This window comes from Streptomyces sp. NPDC006624, assembly GCF_040611555.1.
Lineage (GTDB): Bacteria > Actinomycetota > Actinomycetes > Streptomycetales > Streptomycetaceae > Streptomyces.
Map to the genome: position 1 here is coordinate 103675 of NZ_JBEXOM010000012.1, position 16577 is coordinate 120251.

Below are 16577 nucleotides of genomic sequence, written 5' to 3' on the forward strand. Positions count from 1 at the left end.
GGGGCCGTCCGTCACCGGGTGACCGGCAGCACGTCCGGCGACAGCGCCGCCGCCCGCGCCGACGCCGCGGTCATCCGGCGGCGGTGGTGGCGGCGGCACAGGACCTCGTAGCCGACCTCGTCCGCGGAGTGGGTGACGTCGCCGACGACCACCTGGGCGCCCTCGACGACCATGACGCCGCCCACCGTGCGGGCGTTGTGCGTCGCGCGGGCGCCGCACCAGCACAGCGCCTCGACCTGGAGCACCTCGACCCGGTCGGCCAGCTCCACCAGCCGCTGGGAGCCCGGGAACAGCTTGGAACGGAAGTCGGTGGTGATGCCGAAGGCGTAGACGTCCAGGCTCAGGTCGTCGACCACGCGCGCGAGTTGGTCGATCTGTTCGGGGGCGAGGAACTGGGCCTCGTCGGCGATCACGTAGTCCGCGCGGCCGCCCTGCGAGAGGTGGTCGACGAGGTGGGCGTACAGGTCCGCGCCGTCGCCGACCTCCACCGCGTCCGTGACCAGGCCGAGGCGGGAGGACAGCTTGCCCTGCCCGGCCCGGTCGTTGCGGGTGAAGATCATGCCGACCAGCCCGCGCGCCGAGCGGTTGTGCTCGATCTGGAGAGCCAGCGTCGACTTCCCGCAGTCCATCGTTCCGCAGAAGAACACCAGCTCGGGCATGCGAGGGGAACACCTTTCGGCGGAGGGTCGGGCGGCGTGCGGATTCAGGAGCGTACTTCGAGCAGGGGGACGAACTGCTCGGCGGGGGTCATCGAACCGTGGTTGCCGACCATCGCCGACTCCTTCGGCTCCCGCTGGGAGGCGATGAGCAGGACGTCGTCGCGGGCGGCGGCGACCACGTCGCCGATGCGGCCGTGGACCCGGTCGTCGATCCGCGGGCCGAACCAGCCCGCCGCGATGGCCTCCTCGCGTGAGGCCACCCAGAACTGCTCGCCGAGCACCTCGCGCCAGCAGGTGAGGACGTCGTTCGCGGCGCCGGGCACCGCGTAGACGTGCCGGGCGCGGCCCTCGCCGCCGAGCAGGGCGACTCCGGCGCTGAGCTCCCAGTCCTCGTCGAAGTCGATGCGGTGTTCCTCGTCGAAGGGCACGTCGATCATGCCGTGGTCGGCGGTGACGAAGAGGGCGCTGCGCGGGGGCAGTTGCTCGGCGAGGCGCTGGACGAGGCGGTCGGCGTACATGAGCTGGCCGCGCCAGGCGTCGGAGTCGACGCCGAAGCGGTGGCCGGCGCCGTCGACCTCGGCGAAGTACGTGTAGACCAGGGAGCGGTCGCCGGCGGCCAGTTGCTCGGCGGCCAGGTCGACGCGGTCCTCGCCGGAGAGCCTGCCCAGGAACGTTCCGCCACTGAGCGCGACCTTGGTGAGCGGGGTGTGCTCGAAGGTCGGGGACGACACCTGCGCGGCGTGCACACCCGCCTGGTGGGCCAGCTGGAAGACCGTGGGGTACGGCTGCCAGGGGCCGGGCGCGGTCCACGGCTGCCAGCGCAGCTGGTTCATCAGCTCGCCGGTGTCGGGGTTGCGCACCGTGTAGCCGGGCAGGCCGTGCGCGCCGGGCGGCAGGCCGGTGCCGACGGAGGCCAGGGAGGTCGCCGTGGTCGCCGGGTAGCCGGCGGTGAGCGGGCGTCCGGTGCCGCCGCGCGAGCTGGCGAGCAGGGACGCCATGAACGGGGCGTCCTCGGGGTGCGCCTTGAGCTGCTCCCAGCCGAGGCCGTCGATCAGGAACACGCAGTTGCGGTCGGCGGGGGTCAGCTCGGTGATCGCGGCGCTCATGCCGGGGACGCCCAGACCGGCGGCCAGGGTGGGCAGCAGGTCGGCGAGGGAGCCGCTGCCGTACTCCGGGACCGGTGCGGAGGCGACGGCGAGCGGTTCGGGATGAGGGCCCCAGGCCGTGTCGGGCTGTGCCATCAGCGGGCGCTGTCCGCGGTCGCCTCGGAGAGGGCCTGCGCGAAGGCGAGCGCCTCGCGCACGGTCTCCGGTCCGTCCCCGGCCTCGCTGACGCGCAGGCTGAGGTCGTCCGCCGTCGAGTTGCCGGTGTAGCCGTGGTCCGCTTCGCAGTTGGGGTCGCCGCAGGCGGCCGGCTCCAGGTCGATGCGGGAGACGGCGCCCCAGCCGATGGTGAGCACCACCTCGCGGGGCAGGGTGCCCGGCTTGTAGGACTCCGGGTTGGCGACGACGCGGCTGACCACGATCGACGAGATACGGCCGATCTTCACGGACTCCGTCGACGTCGTGGCGTACGGCGTCGGGGAGGTGCTGTCGGCGGCCTGCTCATCGGTGTGGCTGACGATGAAGCGGTGGTCCGTGAGGACGAGCACCGTCACGTGCCGGCGCACCTCGTTCTGGTCGAACGTGGTCTCCTGGTGGACCAGGTACGACCGGATGGGGTCGCCGCCCACGGCGGCCTCCACCGCCTCGGCCACGAGGGCCGGGTAGTAGCCGCTGCGCTCGATCGCCGCACGCAGCCCCTGGGTCGTCGTACTGGTCTTGGCCATGACGCCCATCCTACGGGGGACCACTGACTGCGAGGCACCGCTCGCCCCCGGTCAGTACGCGGGCAGCGTCCTGGGGCCCAGGTCGTCGCGGGCGGGCGGTGGGGCGAGACGGACGGAGGCGCCCAGGACGCTCAGTCCGTGCGAGGCGACGACGACCGGCTCCAGGGTCACCGCGACAACCTCGGGATGGTCGTCCACCAGCCGGGACACCCGCAGCAGCAGCTCCTCCAGGGCACGGGTGTCGGCCGGTGCGGTGCCGCGCCAGCCGAACAGCAGGGGGGCGGTACGGATCGAACGCACCAGCGAGTTCGCCTCCCGGTCGGTGACCGGGATCAGCCGGTGCGCCGTGTCCCCGAGCAGCTGCGAGGCGGCCCCGGCCAGCCCGAAGGAGAGCACCGCGCCGGCCGCCGGGTCGATGACGGCCCGGACGACGACGTCCACGCCGCGCGGCGCCATCCGCTGCACCACGGGACGCAGCTCGTCCGGGTCACCGAACAGCTCGGTCAACTCGGCGTACGCCCGGCGCAGTTGCTCCTCGTCGGCGAGGTCCAGGCGTACGCCACCCAGGTCGGCGCGGTGGCGCAGGTGCGGGGCGGTGGCCTTGAGGGCGACGGGGTGGCCGAGGGTGCGGGCGGCCTCCACGGCGGCGTCGGGGGTCGGGGCGGGCAGGGCGCGGTGGACGTCGATGCCGTAGTGCCCCAGCAGGTCGCAGGTCTCCTCCGTGCCGAGCGTGAGGCCCTGCCCGCGCGCGAGCAGCCCGTCGATGAGGGCGGCGGCGCCCTTCTGGTCGATGTCGTCGTACTCGGGCACCCTGCCGGGGTCGGCCGCGTCGCGCCGCCACTGCGCGTAGGTGACGGCCTGGGCGAGGGCGCGGACGGCGCGCTCGGCGGCGGGGTAGGCGGGGATGAGGCGGGTGCCTTCGGGGGCCTCGGCGGTCGGGTCCTGTTCGGTGGCGTCCGCGGGAGGCCGCTGCGCGGTGAGAGGCCGCTCCTCGGGCGGTGCCTGCCGGGGGGCGGGCGGCGGCGGGTCGTCCGCCGCGGCCTGGGGTGCCGTGCTCGCCGCCGCGGACAGGGCCTCGGCGAGGCCGCCCAGCTCCACGTGCACGACCAGGACCGGTTTGGCCGGGGCGGCGGCCGCGGCCGAGCGCAGGGCCTCGGCGAGGGCCGCGTCCCCGACCGAGCCCTCCCCCACCGCCGGGATGGCGGTGACGACCACCGCGTCGCACCGGTCGTCGGCCAGCGCGCGGGACAGGGCCGCGTGGAAGTCGGCGGCGGAGGCGGCCGTGGTCAGGTCCTGCGGGGGGTGCGGGCGCAGGCCCTCGGCGAGGCACGCGTCGTACGTGAGCAGGCCGAGCGACTCGGAGTTGCCGAGGATCGCCACCCGCGGCCCGGCGGGGAGGGGCTGGCGCGCGAGGAGCAGGCCCGCGTCCACCAGGTCGGTGATGGTGTCGACCCGGATGACGCCGGCCTGGCGCAGCAGGGCCGAGACGGTCGCGTGCGGCAGCCGGGTCGCCCGGACGGCGTGCCCCTGCGGGGCCGCTCCGTGCCGGGCGCCCTGGACGACGACCAGGGGCTTCGCGGCGGCGGTGCGGCGGGCGAGGCGGGTGAACTTGCGGGGGTTGCCGATGGACTCCAGGTACATGAGCACGACATCGGTGTCGGGGTCCTCGTACCAGTACTGCAGGACGTCGTTGCCGGAGACGTCGGCCCGGTTGCCCGAGGAGACGAACGTCGAGACGCCGGTCACGCCCGTGACGCCGCCGCCGCGCCGGTGCAGCCGGGACAGCAGGGCGATGCCGATGGCGCCGGACTGGGCGAACAGGCCGATCCGGCCCGGCCGGGGGGTCTCCGGGGCGAGGGAGGCGTTGAGGCGGACCCGCGGGGAGGTGTTGATGATGCCGAAGGCGTTCGGGCCGATGATGCGCATGCCGTACGTGCGCGCGTGCCGCACCAGGGCGCGCTGGCGGTCCCGGCCTTCGATGCCGCCGGTCTCGGCGTACCCGGCGGAGACCACGACGAGGCCCTGCACGCCGTGTTCGCCGCACTCGGTGACGACGTCGAGGACCTGTTCGGCCGGCACGGCGACGACGGCGAGGTCGACGGGGCCGTCGATGTCCCGCACCGAACGGTGGGCGGGCACCCCGTCGAGCTCCTTCTGCCCCTCGGGCAGGGCCCTGTTCACGGCGTACAGGCGGCCGGTGAAGCCGGCGTCCCGGATGTTGCCCAGGACGCTGCGGCCCACGCCGCCCGGGGTGCGCCCGGCGCCGATGACGGCGACCGAGCCGGGCGCGAGCAGCCGCTGCACGGAGCGCGCCTCGGCACGGTGTTCGCGCGCGTACTGCACGGCGAGGGAGCGGTCGGTGGGTTCGAGGTCGAACTCCAGGCGGACGACGCCGTCCTCGAAGCTGCGCTTCTGGGTGTAGCCGGCGTCCGTGAAGACCTTGATCATCTTGGTGTTGGCGGGCAGCACCTCGGCGGCGAAGCGGCGGATGCCGCGCTCGCGGGCGACGGCGGCGATGTGCTCCAGCAGGGCGGAGGCGACGCCTCGGCCCTGGTGGGCGTCCTGCACCAGGAAGGCGACCTCGGCCTCGTCGGCGGGTGCGGACGCGGGCGTTCCGTCGGCGCCGATCCGGTCGTAGCGTACGGTGGCGATGAACTCGCCGCCGACCGTGGCCGCGAGTCCCACCCGGTCCACAAAGTCGTGGTGCGTGAAGCGGTGGACGTCCTTGGCGGACAGGCGAGGGTACGGCGCGAAGAAGCGGTAGTACTTCGACTCGTCGGAGACCTGCTCGTAGAAGCTGACGAGACGCTCGGCGTCATCAACGGTGATGGGCCGGATGCGCGCGGTGCCTCCGTCGCGCAGCACCACGTCGGCTTCCCAGTGGGCGGGATACTCGTGCCGGTCCGGCGAGGTCTGCATGGGCCCCAGAGTACGGCTAGCGCCTGACAACGGCGCGAGGCAGTCTGTGGAGGGCGTCAGCCGGGTCGAGGCCGCGACCCGGCGGCACCCCGGGGCGGTCCTTCGGGGACCGCTCCCGGCGCAGCTTCACGATATGGGAAACTGGTCTAGACAACCCTGAACACCGAAGGGCAGCAACACATGGCTGAGCGCCGCGTCAACGTCGGCTGGGCCGAGGGCCTCCATGCCCGCCCCGCCTCCATCTTCGTCCGAGCCGCCACGGCCGCAGGCGTCCCGGTGACGATCGCCAAGGCTGACGGCAAGCCCGTCAACGCGGCCTCCATGCTGGCCGTCCTGGGCCTGGGCGCCCAGGGCGGTGAGGAGATCGTCCTCGCCTCCGACGCCGAGGGCGCCGACGCCGCTCTGGACCGGCTGGCCAAGCTGGTCTCCGAGGGTCTCGAAGAGCTTCCCGAGACCGTCTGAGCAATTCCCCGCGCCACACCCGGCGCATCCTGAAGGGCTCGTCCGCATTCGCCGGGCGAGCCCTTCGCGTTTCGCGCATTTCCGGTTCGCGGACATGGCCGCGAACGAGGCCGCGAAGACGCCTGCGGATATTTCCCGCGGGCAGCAGAAATAGCCCCCGCGAATTCCCCGCTCTTTGTATACGGCTCGTGTGTTAATGCCGCAGGCCCGTCGTGTTTACGGGATGTTGCGAGTTCCTCACACGCTCGGCGCGCTCCCCGGCGGAGCCGAACCGCAGACGGTGCGCGGCCGTCTCGCGCTCGGTGTGCAGCGCCGTGACCGCCCGCGCGCGTTCGCTGTCCCCGCGCGCCACCGCGTCGACGATCGCGCCGTGCTCGGTCCAGGCCTCCACCGGGCTGGCCGGCGCGTCGACGGCGTACATCCAGGCGATCTTGTGGCGGATCTGGGTGAGCGTCGAGGTGAGCGCCGGGCTGCCGCAGGCCTGCGCGAGCGTCTCGTGGAACCAGCCGCCCAGGGAGCGCAGGTCCTCGCTGCCGCCCCGGCGGGCGCGCTCCTGCCCCAGCCGGACCAGGCCGCGCAGGACCTTCAGGTGGGCCTCGGTGCGGCGCTGGGCGGCCCGGGCGGCGCCGAGCGGCTCCAGCAGCATGCGCATCTCCAGCAGGTCGGCCGCCTCCTGCTCGGTGGGTTCGGCGACGCACGCGCCCGCGTGCCGCCGGGTCACCACGAAGCCCTCCGCCTCCAGGGTGCGCAGCGCCTCCCGGACGGGGACCCGTGAGACGCCGTAGCGGCGCGCGAGGAGTTCCTCGGTGAGCCGGCTGCCGCGTTCGTGGACACCCGCGACGATGTCGTCCCGGATGGCCGTGCACACCGAGTGCGCGGGAATGCGCATGACCGACCTCCGCTTAATCCCCGTGAAACGCCGACGCGTGACGCGTGTTCCGTGACTCTATTGCAATGAGCCGGAATTTCCGACGGCGGGCCGGAAATCATGGATATTTTTTGGACAACCGCCGGCGGTCCGGACCGGGAACACCCCGTTCATCCGGGGCGCCGGTTCGGGCGGTGGTCACCGGAAACACCGAAAGGCCCCGGCTCGACGAGCCGGGGCCTTCGGACGCGGGGCGGGGTGGGTCAGATCTTCACGCCGTGCGAGCGGAGGTAGGCGACGGGGTCCATGTCCGAGCCGTACTCGGGGCTCGTGCGGGCCTCGAAGTGCAGGTGCGGGCCGGTCACGTTGCCGGTGGCGCCGGACAGCCCGATCTGCTGGCCGGGGGTGACCTTCTGCCCCACGGAGACGCCGATGGACGACAGGTGGCCGTACTGGGTGTACGTGCCGTCGTTCATCTTGATCACGACCTGGTTGCCGTAGGAACCGCCCCAGCCCGCCTCGACGACGGTGCCCATGCCGACGGACTGGACGGAGGTGCCGGTGGCGGCGTGGAAGTCGACGCCGGTGTGGCTGCCGGAGGACCACAGGCCGCTGCTGGTCCGGTAGCCGGTGGAGACGTACGAGCCGGCGATCGGGGAGACGAAGGTGTTGAGGCGCTTGCGCTCGGCCTCGCGGGCGGCGCGTTCCTTGGCCTCGCGGGCCTCCTCCGCGGCCTCCTTGGCCTTGCGGGCCATCTCGGCGGCCTGCTTGCGGGCGGCCTCCTCGGCCCTCTTCTTGGCGGCGGCCTCCTCGGCCGCCTGCTTCTGGGCGACGGCCTGGGCGTCGATCTGCTGGGCGACGGTGTCGCCCATGGTGACCACGGGGGTGAGACCGGTCTGCTCGGGAGCGGGGTCGGCGGCGAAGGCGGCCGGAGCGGCCACGGTGCCGATGACGCCGGTGGTCGCGAGGGCCGCGACGCCCGCGGCGCGGGCGGTGCCACGCTGCATCCGGCTGGGCCGACGGTGCTTCCCGGTGGCGCGGGTGAACGCCATGTAGTGGCTGGTCCTTTCCTTCCCTCTCGCCTACCGGGTTAGCTGACGGGTTCGGAGCAGGAAGGTCTCCTACGGACCCCCTCGCGACTCGCGCGGGCGTCCGATTCACCCCAGGGACTACTGGTGGGTCCCCGGCTCCCCTGGCTCGCGCCGTACGGGGACTCGGCGATGACTGTCCGGTGCCGCGGGTGCGGCGCACTGCCTGACGAACAGCCCGGACGACGCTAAGCGGGGGCACTTTCAATTCCCAAACGGATCCCGGCTTTTGTAGCGCATCCCACAGGGCAGACAGGCAACCTCCGTACCAATTCGGGCATAAAGGAGCCCTGGCGCCTTAGAAGACAACCAGGGCTCCCGCGCGCGTGTGCCGCTACTCGGCGGCGACCACCGAGACTTCGCCGATGCCGAGAGCCTCCACCGGGCCCTTGATCTGCGCCGCGTCACCGACGAGGACGGTCACCAGCCGGTCCACCGGGAACGCGCTGACGGCCGCCGCGGTGGCCTCCACGGTGCCGGTCGCGGCGAGCTGCCGGTACAGCGTGGCCTGGTAGTCGTCGGGCAGGTGCTGCTCGACCTGGTCGGCCAGCGTCGAGGCGACGGCCGCCGCCGTCTCGTACTTCAGCGGCGCCACGCCGACCAGGTTCTGCACGGCGACGTCCCGCTCCGCGTCGGTCAGGCCCTGCGCGGCGAGCGTGCGCAGCACCGTCCACAGGTCCTGCAGCGCGGGACCGGTGTTGGGCGTGTCCACCGAACCGCTGATGGCCAGCATGGAGGCACCGGTGCCGTCCGGGGCGGACCTCAGGACCTGGGCGAACGCGCGCACGCCGTAGGTGTAGCCCTTCTCCTCGCGCAGGACGCGGTCCAGACGGGAGGTGAGGGTGCCGCCGAGACAGTACGTGCCGAGCACCTGCGCGGGCCAGACGCGGTCGTGCCGGTCCGGGCCGATGCGGCCGATGAGCAGCTGCGTCTGCACGGCGCCCGGGCGGTCCACGATGACGACCCGGCCGGTGTCGTCGGCGGTCACCGGCGGCACCGGCCGCGGTTCGGCCTGCGAGCCGGTCCAGGCGCCCAGCGTGTCGCCGAGCAGGGCGTCGAGGTCGATGCCGGTGAGGTCGCCGACGACCACGGCCGTGGCGGTGGCGGGGCGGACGTGCTTCTCGTAGAAGCCGCGTACGGCCGCGGAGTCGATCGCGGCGACCGTCTCCTCGGTGCCCTGCCGGGGCCTCGACATGCGCGAGTCCGCCGGGAACAGCTCCTTGGAGAGCTCCTTGGCGGCGCGGCGCGAGGGGTTGGCCAGCTCGTGGGGGATCTCGTCGAGGCGGTTGCGGACCAGCCGCTCGACCTCGCTGTCCGCGAACGCGGGCGCCCTGAGGGCGTCGGCGATCAGCCCGAGCCCCTTGGCCAGCCGGGACGCCGGCACCTCCAGGCTGAGCCGGACACCGGGGTGGTCGGCGTGTGCGTCGAGCGTGGCGCCGGCGCGCTCCAGCTCGGCGGCGAACTCCTCGGCGGAGTGCTTGTCGGTGCCCTCGGAGAAGGCCCGGGCCATGATCGTGGCCACGCCGTCCAGGCCGGCCGGCTCGGCGTCCAGGGGCGCGTCGAGCAGCACCTCGACGGCGACGACCTGCTGGCCGGGGCGGTGGCAGCGCAGGACGGTCAGGCCGTTGCCGAGCGTGCCGCGCTCGGGGGCGGGAAAGGCCCAGGGCCTGGCGTCGCCCGCCTGGGGCTGGGGGTGGAAGTCCATCGCGGCGAGCTCGGTCACTTGGCCGCCTCCTCGTTCTCGTCTCCGGCCGCGGCAGCGGTGTCCTCGTCGGTGGCGTCCTCGTCGGCGACGGGCTCGTAGACCAGCACCGCGCGGTTGTCGGGCCGCAGGCGGGCCTTGGCGACCTCCTGGACCTCCTCCGCCGTGACCTCCAGGACGCGCTGGACGGCGGTCAGGGCGAGCTGCGGGTCACCGAACAGCACGGCGTACCGGCACAGTTCGTCGGCGCGGCCGGCGACCGTGCCCAGCCGGTCCAGCCACTCGCGCTCCAACTGGGCCTGGGCGCGCTCCATCTCCTCGGCCGTGGGGCCCTCCTCGGCGAACCGGGCGAGCTCCTCGTCGATCGCGGCCTCGATGACCGGCACCTCCACGTCACCGGACGTCTTCACGTCCAGCCAGCCCAGGGAGGGCGCCCCGGCGAGCCGCAGCAGGCCGAAGCCCGCCGCCACGGCCGTGCGGTCGCGGCGCACCAGGCGGTTGTAGAGGCGGGAGGACTCGCCGCCGCCGAGGACGGTGAGGGCCAGGTCGGCCGCGTCGCACGCGCGCGTGCCGTCGTGCGGCAGCCGGTAGGCGGCCATCAGGGCGCGCGCCGGGACGTCCTCCTCGACGACCTCGCGCAGCTGCTCGCCGAGGGTCTCCGGCAGCGAGCCGTCACGCGGGGCGGGCTTGCCGTCGTGGCCGGGGATGGAACCGAAGTACTTCTCGATCCAGGCCAGCGTCTGCTCGGGGTCGATGTCGCCGACCACGGAGAGCACCGCGTTGTTCGGCGCGTAGTAGGTGCGGAAGAAGGCGCGGGCGTCCTCCAGGGTCGCCGCGTCCAGGTCGGCCATGGAACCGATGGGGGTGTGGTGGTAGGGGTGGCCCTCGGGGTAGGCGAGGGCGGTCAGCTTCTCGAAGGCGGTGCCGTAGGGCACGTTGTCGTAGCGCTGGCGGCGTTCGTTCTTGACCACGTCGCGCTGGTTCTCCATCGACTCGTCGTCGAGGGCGGCGAGCAGCGAGCCCATGCGGTCGGCCTCCAGCCAGAGGGCGAGCTCCAGCTGGTGGGCGGGCATGGTCTCGAAGTAGTTGGTCCGCTCGAAGCTGGTGGTGCCGTTCAGCGAGCCGCCCGCGCCCTGGACGAGCTCGAAGTGGCCGTTGCCCTTCACCTGCGCGGATCCCTGGAACATCAAGTGCTCAAAAAGGTGAGCCAGGCCGGTGCGCCCCTTGACTTCGTGGCGCGAGCCGACGTCGTACCAGAGGCACACCGCCGCGACCGGGGTCAGGTGGTCCTCGGAGAGCACCACGCGAAGGCCGTTGGCCAGGCGGTGCTCGGTCGCTGTCAGGCCTCCGGAGCCTGCCTGGGCTGTGGCCGTGTGACCCATGGGCATGTACGTCCCTTCGATCGCTGGGCGGTCGATCAAACCGCGGATTTCCTGCCGGTCCTGCCACTGTATGCAAGCGCGCGAAGCCCTGGTGAAGTTCCCGGCGCCGGGCTCGGGCCGCGGGCGGGGGCGGCGCTTGACCCGGGTCCTGGTCCCGCTTGTCAGTGCGGCGGTCCACAATGGTCCGCGTCAGATCTGGAACGCAGCAGCAAGGAGCCGGCAGCGATGGCCCGCCGCAGCACGAAGACCCCGCCGCCCGACGACTCGTACGAGGAGCGGATCCTCGACATCGACGTCGTCGACGAGATGCAGGGCTCCTTCCTCGAGTACGCGTACTCGGTCATCTACTCCCGCGCCCTTCCGGACGCCCGCGACGGCCTCAAGCCGGTGCACCGACGCATCGTCTACCAGATGAACGAGATGGGCCTGCGCCCGGAGCGCGGGTACGTCAAGTGCGCCCGTGTCGTCGGCGAGGTGATGGGCAAGCTGCACCCGCACGGCGACGCGTCGATCTACGACGCCCTCGTGCGCATGGCCCAGCCCTTCTCCATGCGGGTCCCCCTGGTCGACGGGCACGGCAACTTCGGCTCGCTGGGCAACGACGACCCGCCGGCCGCCATGCGGTACACCGAGTGCCGGATGGCCGAGGCGACGAGCCTGATGACGGAGTCGATCGACGAGGACACGGTCGACTTCAACCCCAACTACGACGGCCAGGAGCGGGAGCCGGCCGCCCTGCCCGCCGCCTTCCCGAACCTGCTGGTCAACGGCGCCTCGGGCATCGCCGTCGGCATGGCCACGAACATGCCGCCGCACAATCTGCGCGAGGTCATCGCCGCCGCCCGCCACCTGATCAGGCACCCGAACGCGGACCTCGACGCCCTGATGAAGCACGTCCCGGGCCCGGACCTGCCCACGGGCGGCCGCATCGTCGGCCTCTCCGGCATCCGGGACGCCTACGAGTCGGGCCGCGGCACGTTCAAGATCCGGGCGACCGTGTCCGTGGAGCAGGTGACGGCCCGCCGCAAGGGCCTCATCGTCACCGAGCTGCCTTTCGCGGTCGGCCCCGAGAAGGTCATCGCCAAGATCAAGGACCTGGTCGGTTCGAAGAAGCTCCAGGGCATCGCCGACGTCAAGGACCTCACCGACCGCGAGCACGGTCTGCGCCTGGTCATCGAGATCAAGAACGGCTTCGTGCCGGAGGCGGTCCTGGAGCAGCTGTACAAGCTGACGCCCATGGAGGAGTCCTTCGGCATCAACAACGTGGCCCTGGTCGACGGCCAGCCGCTCACGCTGGGTCTGAAGGAGCTGCTGGAGGTCTACCTCGACCACCGCTTCAACGTCGTCCGGCGGCGTTCGGAGTTCCGCCGCGGCAAGAAGCGCGACCGGCTGCACCTGGTGGAGGGCCTGCTGACGGCCCTGCTGGACATCGACGAGGTCATCCGCCTGATCCGCTCCAGCGAGAACTCCGCGCAGGCCAAGCAGCGCCTGATGGAGCAGTTCTCGCTGAGCGAGGTGCAGACGCAGTACATCCTCGACACGCCGCTGCGCCGTCTGACCAAGTACGACCGCATCGAGCTGGAGAGCGAGAAGGACCGGCTCAACACGGAGATCGAGGAGCTGACCCGGATCCTCGACTCGGACGCGGAGCTGCGCAAGCTGGTCTCCTCCGAACTGGCCTCGGTCGCGAAGAAGTTCGGCACCGACCGGCGTACGGTCCTGCTGGAGTCGGGCGGTGCCCCGGTCGCGGCCGTGCCGCTGCAGGTGGCCGACGACCCGTGCCGGGTGCTGCTGTCGTCGACGGGTCTGCTGGCCCGTACGGCGAACGCCGAGCCGTTCACGGAGGCCGCCGGTGCCAAGCGCGTCAAGCACGACGTGATCGTCTCGGCGGTGCCGGCCACCGCCCGCGGCGAGGTGGGGGCCGTCACCTCGGCGGGCCGGCTGCTGCGGCTGAACGTGGTCGACCTGCCGCAGCTGCCGGAGACGATGCCGACGCCGAACCTGGCGGGAGGCGCGCCGGTGGCGGAGTTCGTCTCCCTGGAGGACGACGAGACGATCGTCTGCCTGACGACGCTCGACGAGTCCTCGCCGGGCCTGGCGCTCGGCACGGAACAGGGTGTCGTCAAGCGCGTCGTGCCGGACTACCCGTCCAACAAGGAGGAGCTGGAGGTGATCACCCTCAAGGAGGGTGACCGGATCGTCGGCGCGGTCGAGCTGCGCTCCGGCGACGAGGACCTGGTCTTCATCACCGACGACGCCCAGCTGCTGCGCTTCCAGGCCTCGCAGGTCCGCCCGCAGGGCCGCCCGGCCGGCGGTGTGGCCGGCATCAAGCTCACGCAGGGAGCGAAGGTCATCTCCTTCACGGCGGTGGACCCGGCCGCGGACGCGATCGTCTTCACGGTCGCGGGCTCGCGGGGCACGCTGGACGACTCGGTCCAGACGACCGCCAAGCTGACCCCCTTCGACCAGTACCCGCGCAAGGGCCGCGCCACCGGCGGTGTCCGCTGCCAGCGGTTCCTGAAGGGCGAGGACTGCCTGTCGCTTGCCTGGGCCGGCCCGGCGCCCGCCCTTGCCGCGCAGAAAAACGGCTCCCCGGCCGACCTCCCCGAGGTCGACCCGCGCCGCGACGGCTCGGGCGTGTCCCTGGCGAAAACGGTGGCGGTGGTGGCGGGACCGGTCTAGGCCGGCCGGGCGGCTCCCTCCAGGGGGTCGCCCAGCTCGCCCCAGGGCCCTTCGTGCTCGCGTGCGCCGAGATCCCCGTCGGCGTCCTCTTCGAGAGCCCCTCCGAGATCCCTTTCCGGATCCTCTTCGGGGTCGCGCACGTACCGCAGGACGCCCCACATGCCGTGCTCGTCGGCGTGTGGGGCGCCGTTCTTGCAGGTGTCCAGCTCCTTGCCGAGCGCGGAGGCGTCGATGCCCGAGCCGATGAGAACCAGCTGCGTGCGGCGCTCGTCCCCGGCCGGCCAGGGCTCGGGGTAGAAGCGCAGGAAGCGCCCGACGGCGTGCACGGCGTAGCGGTTGCGGACGTCGTACGGGCCGAAGTCGACGTATCCCTTGATCCGGTACAGCCCTTCGGGCCGGCTGTCGAGGAACGTCATCAGCCGGCGCGGGTCGAGCGGCTCGGCGGAGACGAACGAGAGGCTGCCGTAGGCGGTGTGCAGATGCCCGGCGTGGTCCTCGTCCCCGTCCTCGTCGGCGCCGGGGTCGTGGTCGTGCAGGTCGTCGAAGGACAGCTGCCCGATGCGTTCCTCGCTGGGCCGGCAGTCGAAGAGGAACTCGGGATCGATCCGGCCGTAGGTGGCCGGGACGACGGCGGCGCGGTCGACGAGCGACCTGACGAGCCCCAGGACTCGGTCGCCGTCGGCCGCGCGGTCGAGCTTGTTGACCACGACGAGGTCGGCCAACGCGAGATGCCGGTCGATCTCGGGATGCCGGGTGCGGGTGTCGTCGAACTCGGCGGCGTCGACGACCTCGACGAGCCCGCCGTACACGATCCCCGGGTGCTCGCTGGCGAGCAGCATCCGCACCAGTTCCTGCGGCTCGGCGAGACCGCTGGCCTCGATGACGATGACGTCGATACCGAGGGAGGGCGCCGCGAGCCGCTCCAGGTACTGGTCCAGCTCGCTCCCGTCGACGGCACAGCAGAGGCAGCCGTTGCCCAGCGAGACCGTCGAGTCCCCGAGCGCTCCCGCCACGGCCATCGCGTCGATCTCGATCGCCCCGAAGTCGTTGACCAGGGCGCCGATGCGGCTGCCGCCGCTGCGGTGGAGCAGGTGATTGAGCAGTGTGGTCTTCCCGGAGCCGAGGAATCCGGCCAGGACGACGACCGGGATCTGCTGCGGTTTCGGGCTCGGCTGACTCACCGTGCGACCTCTCTCACGCCGACGCGTGCACCGGCTCGCGTTCCGGCACACGTACGAGGATGGGATGCCGCCCCAGGATACGAGCCGTGGAAAACGCGCCGAAGTGAACGATTGTCAGCAGCGCTGGCCCTCAGGCATCCAGGTGAGGGGATCTCCTCCCGCTCCGGGCTGCGACGCAGCGCGAGAGCCGACCTCCCCGCGCTGCACGTGCAACTGACCCGGATGGCCATGGAGGACCCCGCCCTCGCGGAGGTGTGGAACGGCTGTCCCCGCGAGCCGCGTGAAATGGTGCGCCGGAATCTCTTCGCCAACCTCACCTTCGGCCATTACCTCCTCTTCTACGAATGGGGAGAGGTGCCGGAGGAAGAGCTGCTCGAATACGCCCGCACTCTCCTCAGACGCCCTTTGTTCCAGCGGTACTGGAAGCCTCTCGTGGCGCCAAGGAGTGCCTCTCACCCGACAGCCATGAGGGACGGCTCTTCCGGATCTTCGAGCGGGCCCTCCACGAGGCCCAGCAGCACGGCACCCCCGGCCCGACGTGACGAGCGCGTAATGACGAGCGCGTCATGACTCGAGCGGGTCATGACTCGAGCGGGTCATGACTCGCTCGTCGATGCGCCCTCAGGCGGACTCCGGCACCGCCACCGGCGCCTCCGGCCCCACATACCGCGCCACCGGACGGATGATCTTCGTGTCCTCCGCCTGTTCCAGGATGTTGGCGCTCCAGCCCACCACCCGCGCGGCGGCGAACGTCGGCGTGAACATCTCGCGCGGCAGACCACAGCGTTCCATCACCACGCCCGCGTAGTACTCGACGTTGGTGTGCAGTTCGCGGCCGGGCTTCAGCTCCGCCAGGATCGCCTCGACCCGTCGTTCGACCTCCACCGCGAAGTCCACACGCGGGCCGCCGAACTGCTGGGCGACTTCGCGCAGCATCCGGGAGCGCGGGTCCTCCGTGCGGTAGATCGCGTGCCCGAAGCCCATGATGCGCTCACCGGCGAGCACCCGCTCACGCACCCACGCGTCGATGCGGTCCGGCGTGCCGATCGCGTCCAGCGTGTCCAGTGCGCGGCTCGGCGCACCTCCGTGCAACGGTCCCGACAGCGCCGCCACCGCACCGGCGAGGCACGCCGCCACGTCCGCGCCGGTCGAGGCGATGACCCGGGCCGTGAAGGTTGATGCATTGAATCCGTGATCAATGGTGGAGATCAGGTATTGCTCGACCGCCCGTGCGCGCTGATCGTCCGGTACCGAACCGGTCAGCATGTAGAGGTAGTTCGCCGCGTACGGGAGGTCCTCGCGCGGCTCCACCGGTTCGAGCCCTTTCCCCAGCCGGTGCAGGGCCGTGAGCAGCGTGGGCACGGCCGCTGCCGCCACCAGCGTGTCCTCCCTGCGCTGCCCGGCGTCGACGTCGTACACCGGACGGAAGCCCTTCGCGGCTCCCAGCAGCGACAACGCCGTACGCATCCCGGCGAGCGGGCCCGAACGCCCGCCGGCCGCCGCTATGGCCGGCAGCGCCACGCGCACCTCGTCGGGGAGCCTTCGCAGCGCGGCCGTCCGGTGGGCGAAGGCCGCGCTCCGTCCGGCGTCCGGAAGGTCGCCGTGCACGAGCAGGTGCCAGACGTCCTCGAACGTGCGGGTGCGCGCGAGATCGACGGCCGAGTACTGCCGGTAGTGGTAGAAGCCCTCACGCCCGCGGACGTCGCCGATACGGGTGTCGGCGACGACGACACCGGCGAGACCCCGCGGCACCTCGACAAGAACGGATGCGGACCTGTTGACGGACATGTCTTCCTCCCTGGACTT

The 16577-nt window shown here is 72.2% G+C and carries 13 protein-coding genes and 1 riboswitch; of the genes, 3 read left to right on the forward strand and 10 right to left on the reverse strand.

Going from position 1 to position 16577, the window contains the following annotated elements; translation table 11 throughout:
- Positions 1-11 precede the first annotated feature (11 nt).
- From ABZY20_RS22665 to ABZY20_RS22680, 4 genes are read right to left on the reverse strand one after another with little or no spacing between them, the layout of a single operon-like run.
- Positions 12-659 carry a thymidine kinase gene (locus tag ABZY20_RS22665; protein ID WP_356443335.1) on the reverse strand — a complete coding sequence of 216 codons (648 nt, stop codon included), beginning with the start codon at positions 657-659 and terminating at the stop codon, positions 12-14.
- A 44-nt stretch (positions 660-703) separates the two neighbouring features.
- Positions 704-1900 carry a nucleotide pyrophosphatase/phosphodiesterase family protein gene (locus ABZY20_RS22670; protein WP_356443336.1) on the reverse strand — a complete coding sequence of 399 codons (1197 nt, stop codon included), beginning with the start codon at positions 1898-1900 and terminating at the stop codon, positions 704-706.
- On the reverse strand, positions 1900-2487 hold the full coding sequence (locus ABZY20_RS22675) for a DUF5998 family protein (protein ID WP_356443337.1): 588 nt from the start codon (positions 2485-2487) through the stop codon (positions 1900-1902). The genes ABZY20_RS22670 and ABZY20_RS22675 overlap by 1 nt, the downstream gene beginning before the upstream one ends.
- 51 nt (positions 2488-2538) lie before the next feature.
- Positions 2539-5406, reverse strand: coding sequence for a GNAT family N-acetyltransferase (locus ABZY20_RS22680; protein ID WP_356443338.1), 2868 nt, complete (start codon positions 5404-5406; stop codon positions 2539-2541).
- Positions 5407-5586: 180 nt separating this feature from the next.
- On the opposite strand from ABZY20_RS22680, the gene ABZY20_RS22685 reads away from it, so the two are divergent.
- Entirely contained in the window at positions 5587-5868 is a 282-nt protein-coding gene (locus tag ABZY20_RS22685; protein ID WP_033308341.1) for an HPr family phosphocarrier protein, read from the forward strand.
- 193 nt (positions 5869-6061) lie between these two features.
- On the opposite strand, the gene ABZY20_RS22690 is transcribed toward ABZY20_RS22685, so the two are convergent.
- The 4 genes from ABZY20_RS22690 to ABZY20_RS22705 all read right to left on the reverse strand — a co-directional run bounded on the left by ABZY20_RS22690 (position 6062) and on the right by ABZY20_RS22705 (position 10908).
- On the reverse strand, positions 6062-6757 hold the full coding sequence (locus ABZY20_RS22690; protein ID WP_356443339.1) for a GntR family transcriptional regulator: 696 nt from the start codon (positions 6755-6757) through the stop codon (positions 6062-6064).
- A gap of 242 nt (positions 6758-6999) precedes the next feature.
- On the reverse strand, positions 7000-7788 hold the full coding sequence (locus ABZY20_RS22695; RefSeq protein ID WP_356443340.1) for a M23 family metallopeptidase: 789 nt from the start codon (positions 7786-7788) through the stop codon (positions 7000-7002).
- A 12-nt stretch (positions 7789-7800) separates the two neighbouring features.
- Positions 7801-7966, reverse strand: a riboswitch (cyclic di-AMP (ydaO/yuaA leader).
- 192 nt (positions 7967-8158) lie between these two features.
- Positions 8159-9547 carry a pitrilysin family protein gene (locus ABZY20_RS22700; protein WP_356443341.1) on the reverse strand — a complete coding sequence of 463 codons (1389 nt, stop codon included), beginning with the start codon at positions 9545-9547 and terminating at the stop codon, positions 8159-8161.
- A complete protein-coding gene (locus ABZY20_RS22705; protein ID WP_356443417.1) occupies positions 9544-10908 on the reverse strand; it encodes a pitrilysin family protein in 1365 nt (454 codons plus the stop codon). Before ABZY20_RS22705 ends, ABZY20_RS22700 begins: the two co-directional genes overlap by 4 nt.
- Positions 10909-11133: 225 nt before the next feature.
- Between ABZY20_RS22705 and ABZY20_RS22710 the strand changes: the two genes are divergently transcribed.
- Entirely contained in the window at positions 11134-13590 is a 2457-nt protein-coding gene (locus ABZY20_RS22710; protein ID WP_356443342.1) for a DNA topoisomerase IV subunit A, read from the forward strand.
- Here the strand turns inward: ABZY20_RS22710 and ABZY20_RS22715 are convergent.
- Complete coding sequence (locus tag ABZY20_RS22715) at positions 13587-14771, reverse strand: GTP-binding protein (protein WP_356443343.1); 1185 nt, start codon at positions 14769-14771, stop codon at positions 13587-13589. The genes ABZY20_RS22710 and ABZY20_RS22715 overlap by 4 nt on opposite strands.
- On the opposite strand from ABZY20_RS22715, the gene ABZY20_RS22720 reads away from it, so the two are divergent.
- The gene (locus ABZY20_RS22720; RefSeq protein WP_356443344.1) at positions 14682-15341 is read left to right on the forward strand and encodes a DUF6082 family protein; all 660 of its coding nucleotides are present in this window, start codon (positions 14682-14684) and stop codon (positions 15339-15341) included. The two genes, ABZY20_RS22715 and ABZY20_RS22720, sit on opposite strands and share 90 nt — an antisense overlap.
- A 51-nt stretch (positions 15342-15392) precedes the next feature.
- On the opposite strand, the gene ABZY20_RS22725 is transcribed toward ABZY20_RS22720, so the two are convergent.
- Positions 15393-16559 carry a citrate synthase/methylcitrate synthase gene (locus tag ABZY20_RS22725; RefSeq protein ID WP_356443345.1) on the reverse strand — a complete coding sequence of 389 codons (1167 nt, stop codon included), beginning with the start codon at positions 16557-16559 and terminating at the stop codon, positions 15393-15395.
- Between the last annotated feature and the right edge of the window lie 18 nt (positions 16560-16577).

What these genes read in the sequence shown, in the direction of transcription:
- ABZY20_RS22695 (WP_356443340.1), bottom strand. Translation starts at nt 7,788, where the DNA reads ATGGCGTTCACCCGCGCCACCGGGAAGCACCGTCGGCCCAGCCGGATG.
- ABZY20_RS22710 (WP_356443342.1), top strand. Translation starts at nt 11,134, where the DNA reads ATGGCCCGCCGCAGCACGAAGACCCCGCCGCCCGACGACTCGTACGAG.
- ABZY20_RS22670 (WP_356443336.1), bottom strand. Translation starts at nt 1,900, where the DNA reads ATGGCACAGCCCGACACGGCCTGGGGCCCTCATCCCGAACCGCTCGCC.
- ABZY20_RS22685 (WP_033308341.1), top strand. Translation starts at nt 5,587, where the DNA reads ATGGCTGAGCGCCGCGTCAACGTCGGCTGGGCCGAGGGCCTCCATGCC.
- ABZY20_RS22705 (WP_356443417.1), bottom strand. Translation starts at nt 10,908, where the DNA reads ATGGGTCACACGGCCACAGCCCAGGCAGGCTCCGGAGGCCTGACAGCG.
- ABZY20_RS22675 (WP_356443337.1), bottom strand. Translation starts at nt 2,487, where the DNA reads ATGGCCAAGACCAGTACGACGACCCAGGGGCTGCGTGCGGCGATCGAG.
- ABZY20_RS22680 (WP_356443338.1), bottom strand. Translation starts at nt 5,406, where the DNA reads ATGCAGACCTCGCCGGACCGGCACGAGTATCCCGCCCACTGGGAAGCC.
- ABZY20_RS22690 (WP_356443339.1), bottom strand. Translation starts at nt 6,757, where the DNA reads ATGCGCATTCCCGCGCACTCGGTGTGCACGGCCATCCGGGACGACATC.
- ABZY20_RS22725 (WP_356443345.1), bottom strand. Translation starts at nt 16,559, where the DNA reads ATGTCCGTCAACAGGTCCGCATCCGTTCTTGTCGAGGTGCCGCGGGGT.
- ABZY20_RS22665 (WP_356443335.1), bottom strand. Translation starts at nt 659, where the DNA reads ATGCCCGAGCTGGTGTTCTTCTGCGGAACGATGGACTGCGGGAAGTCG.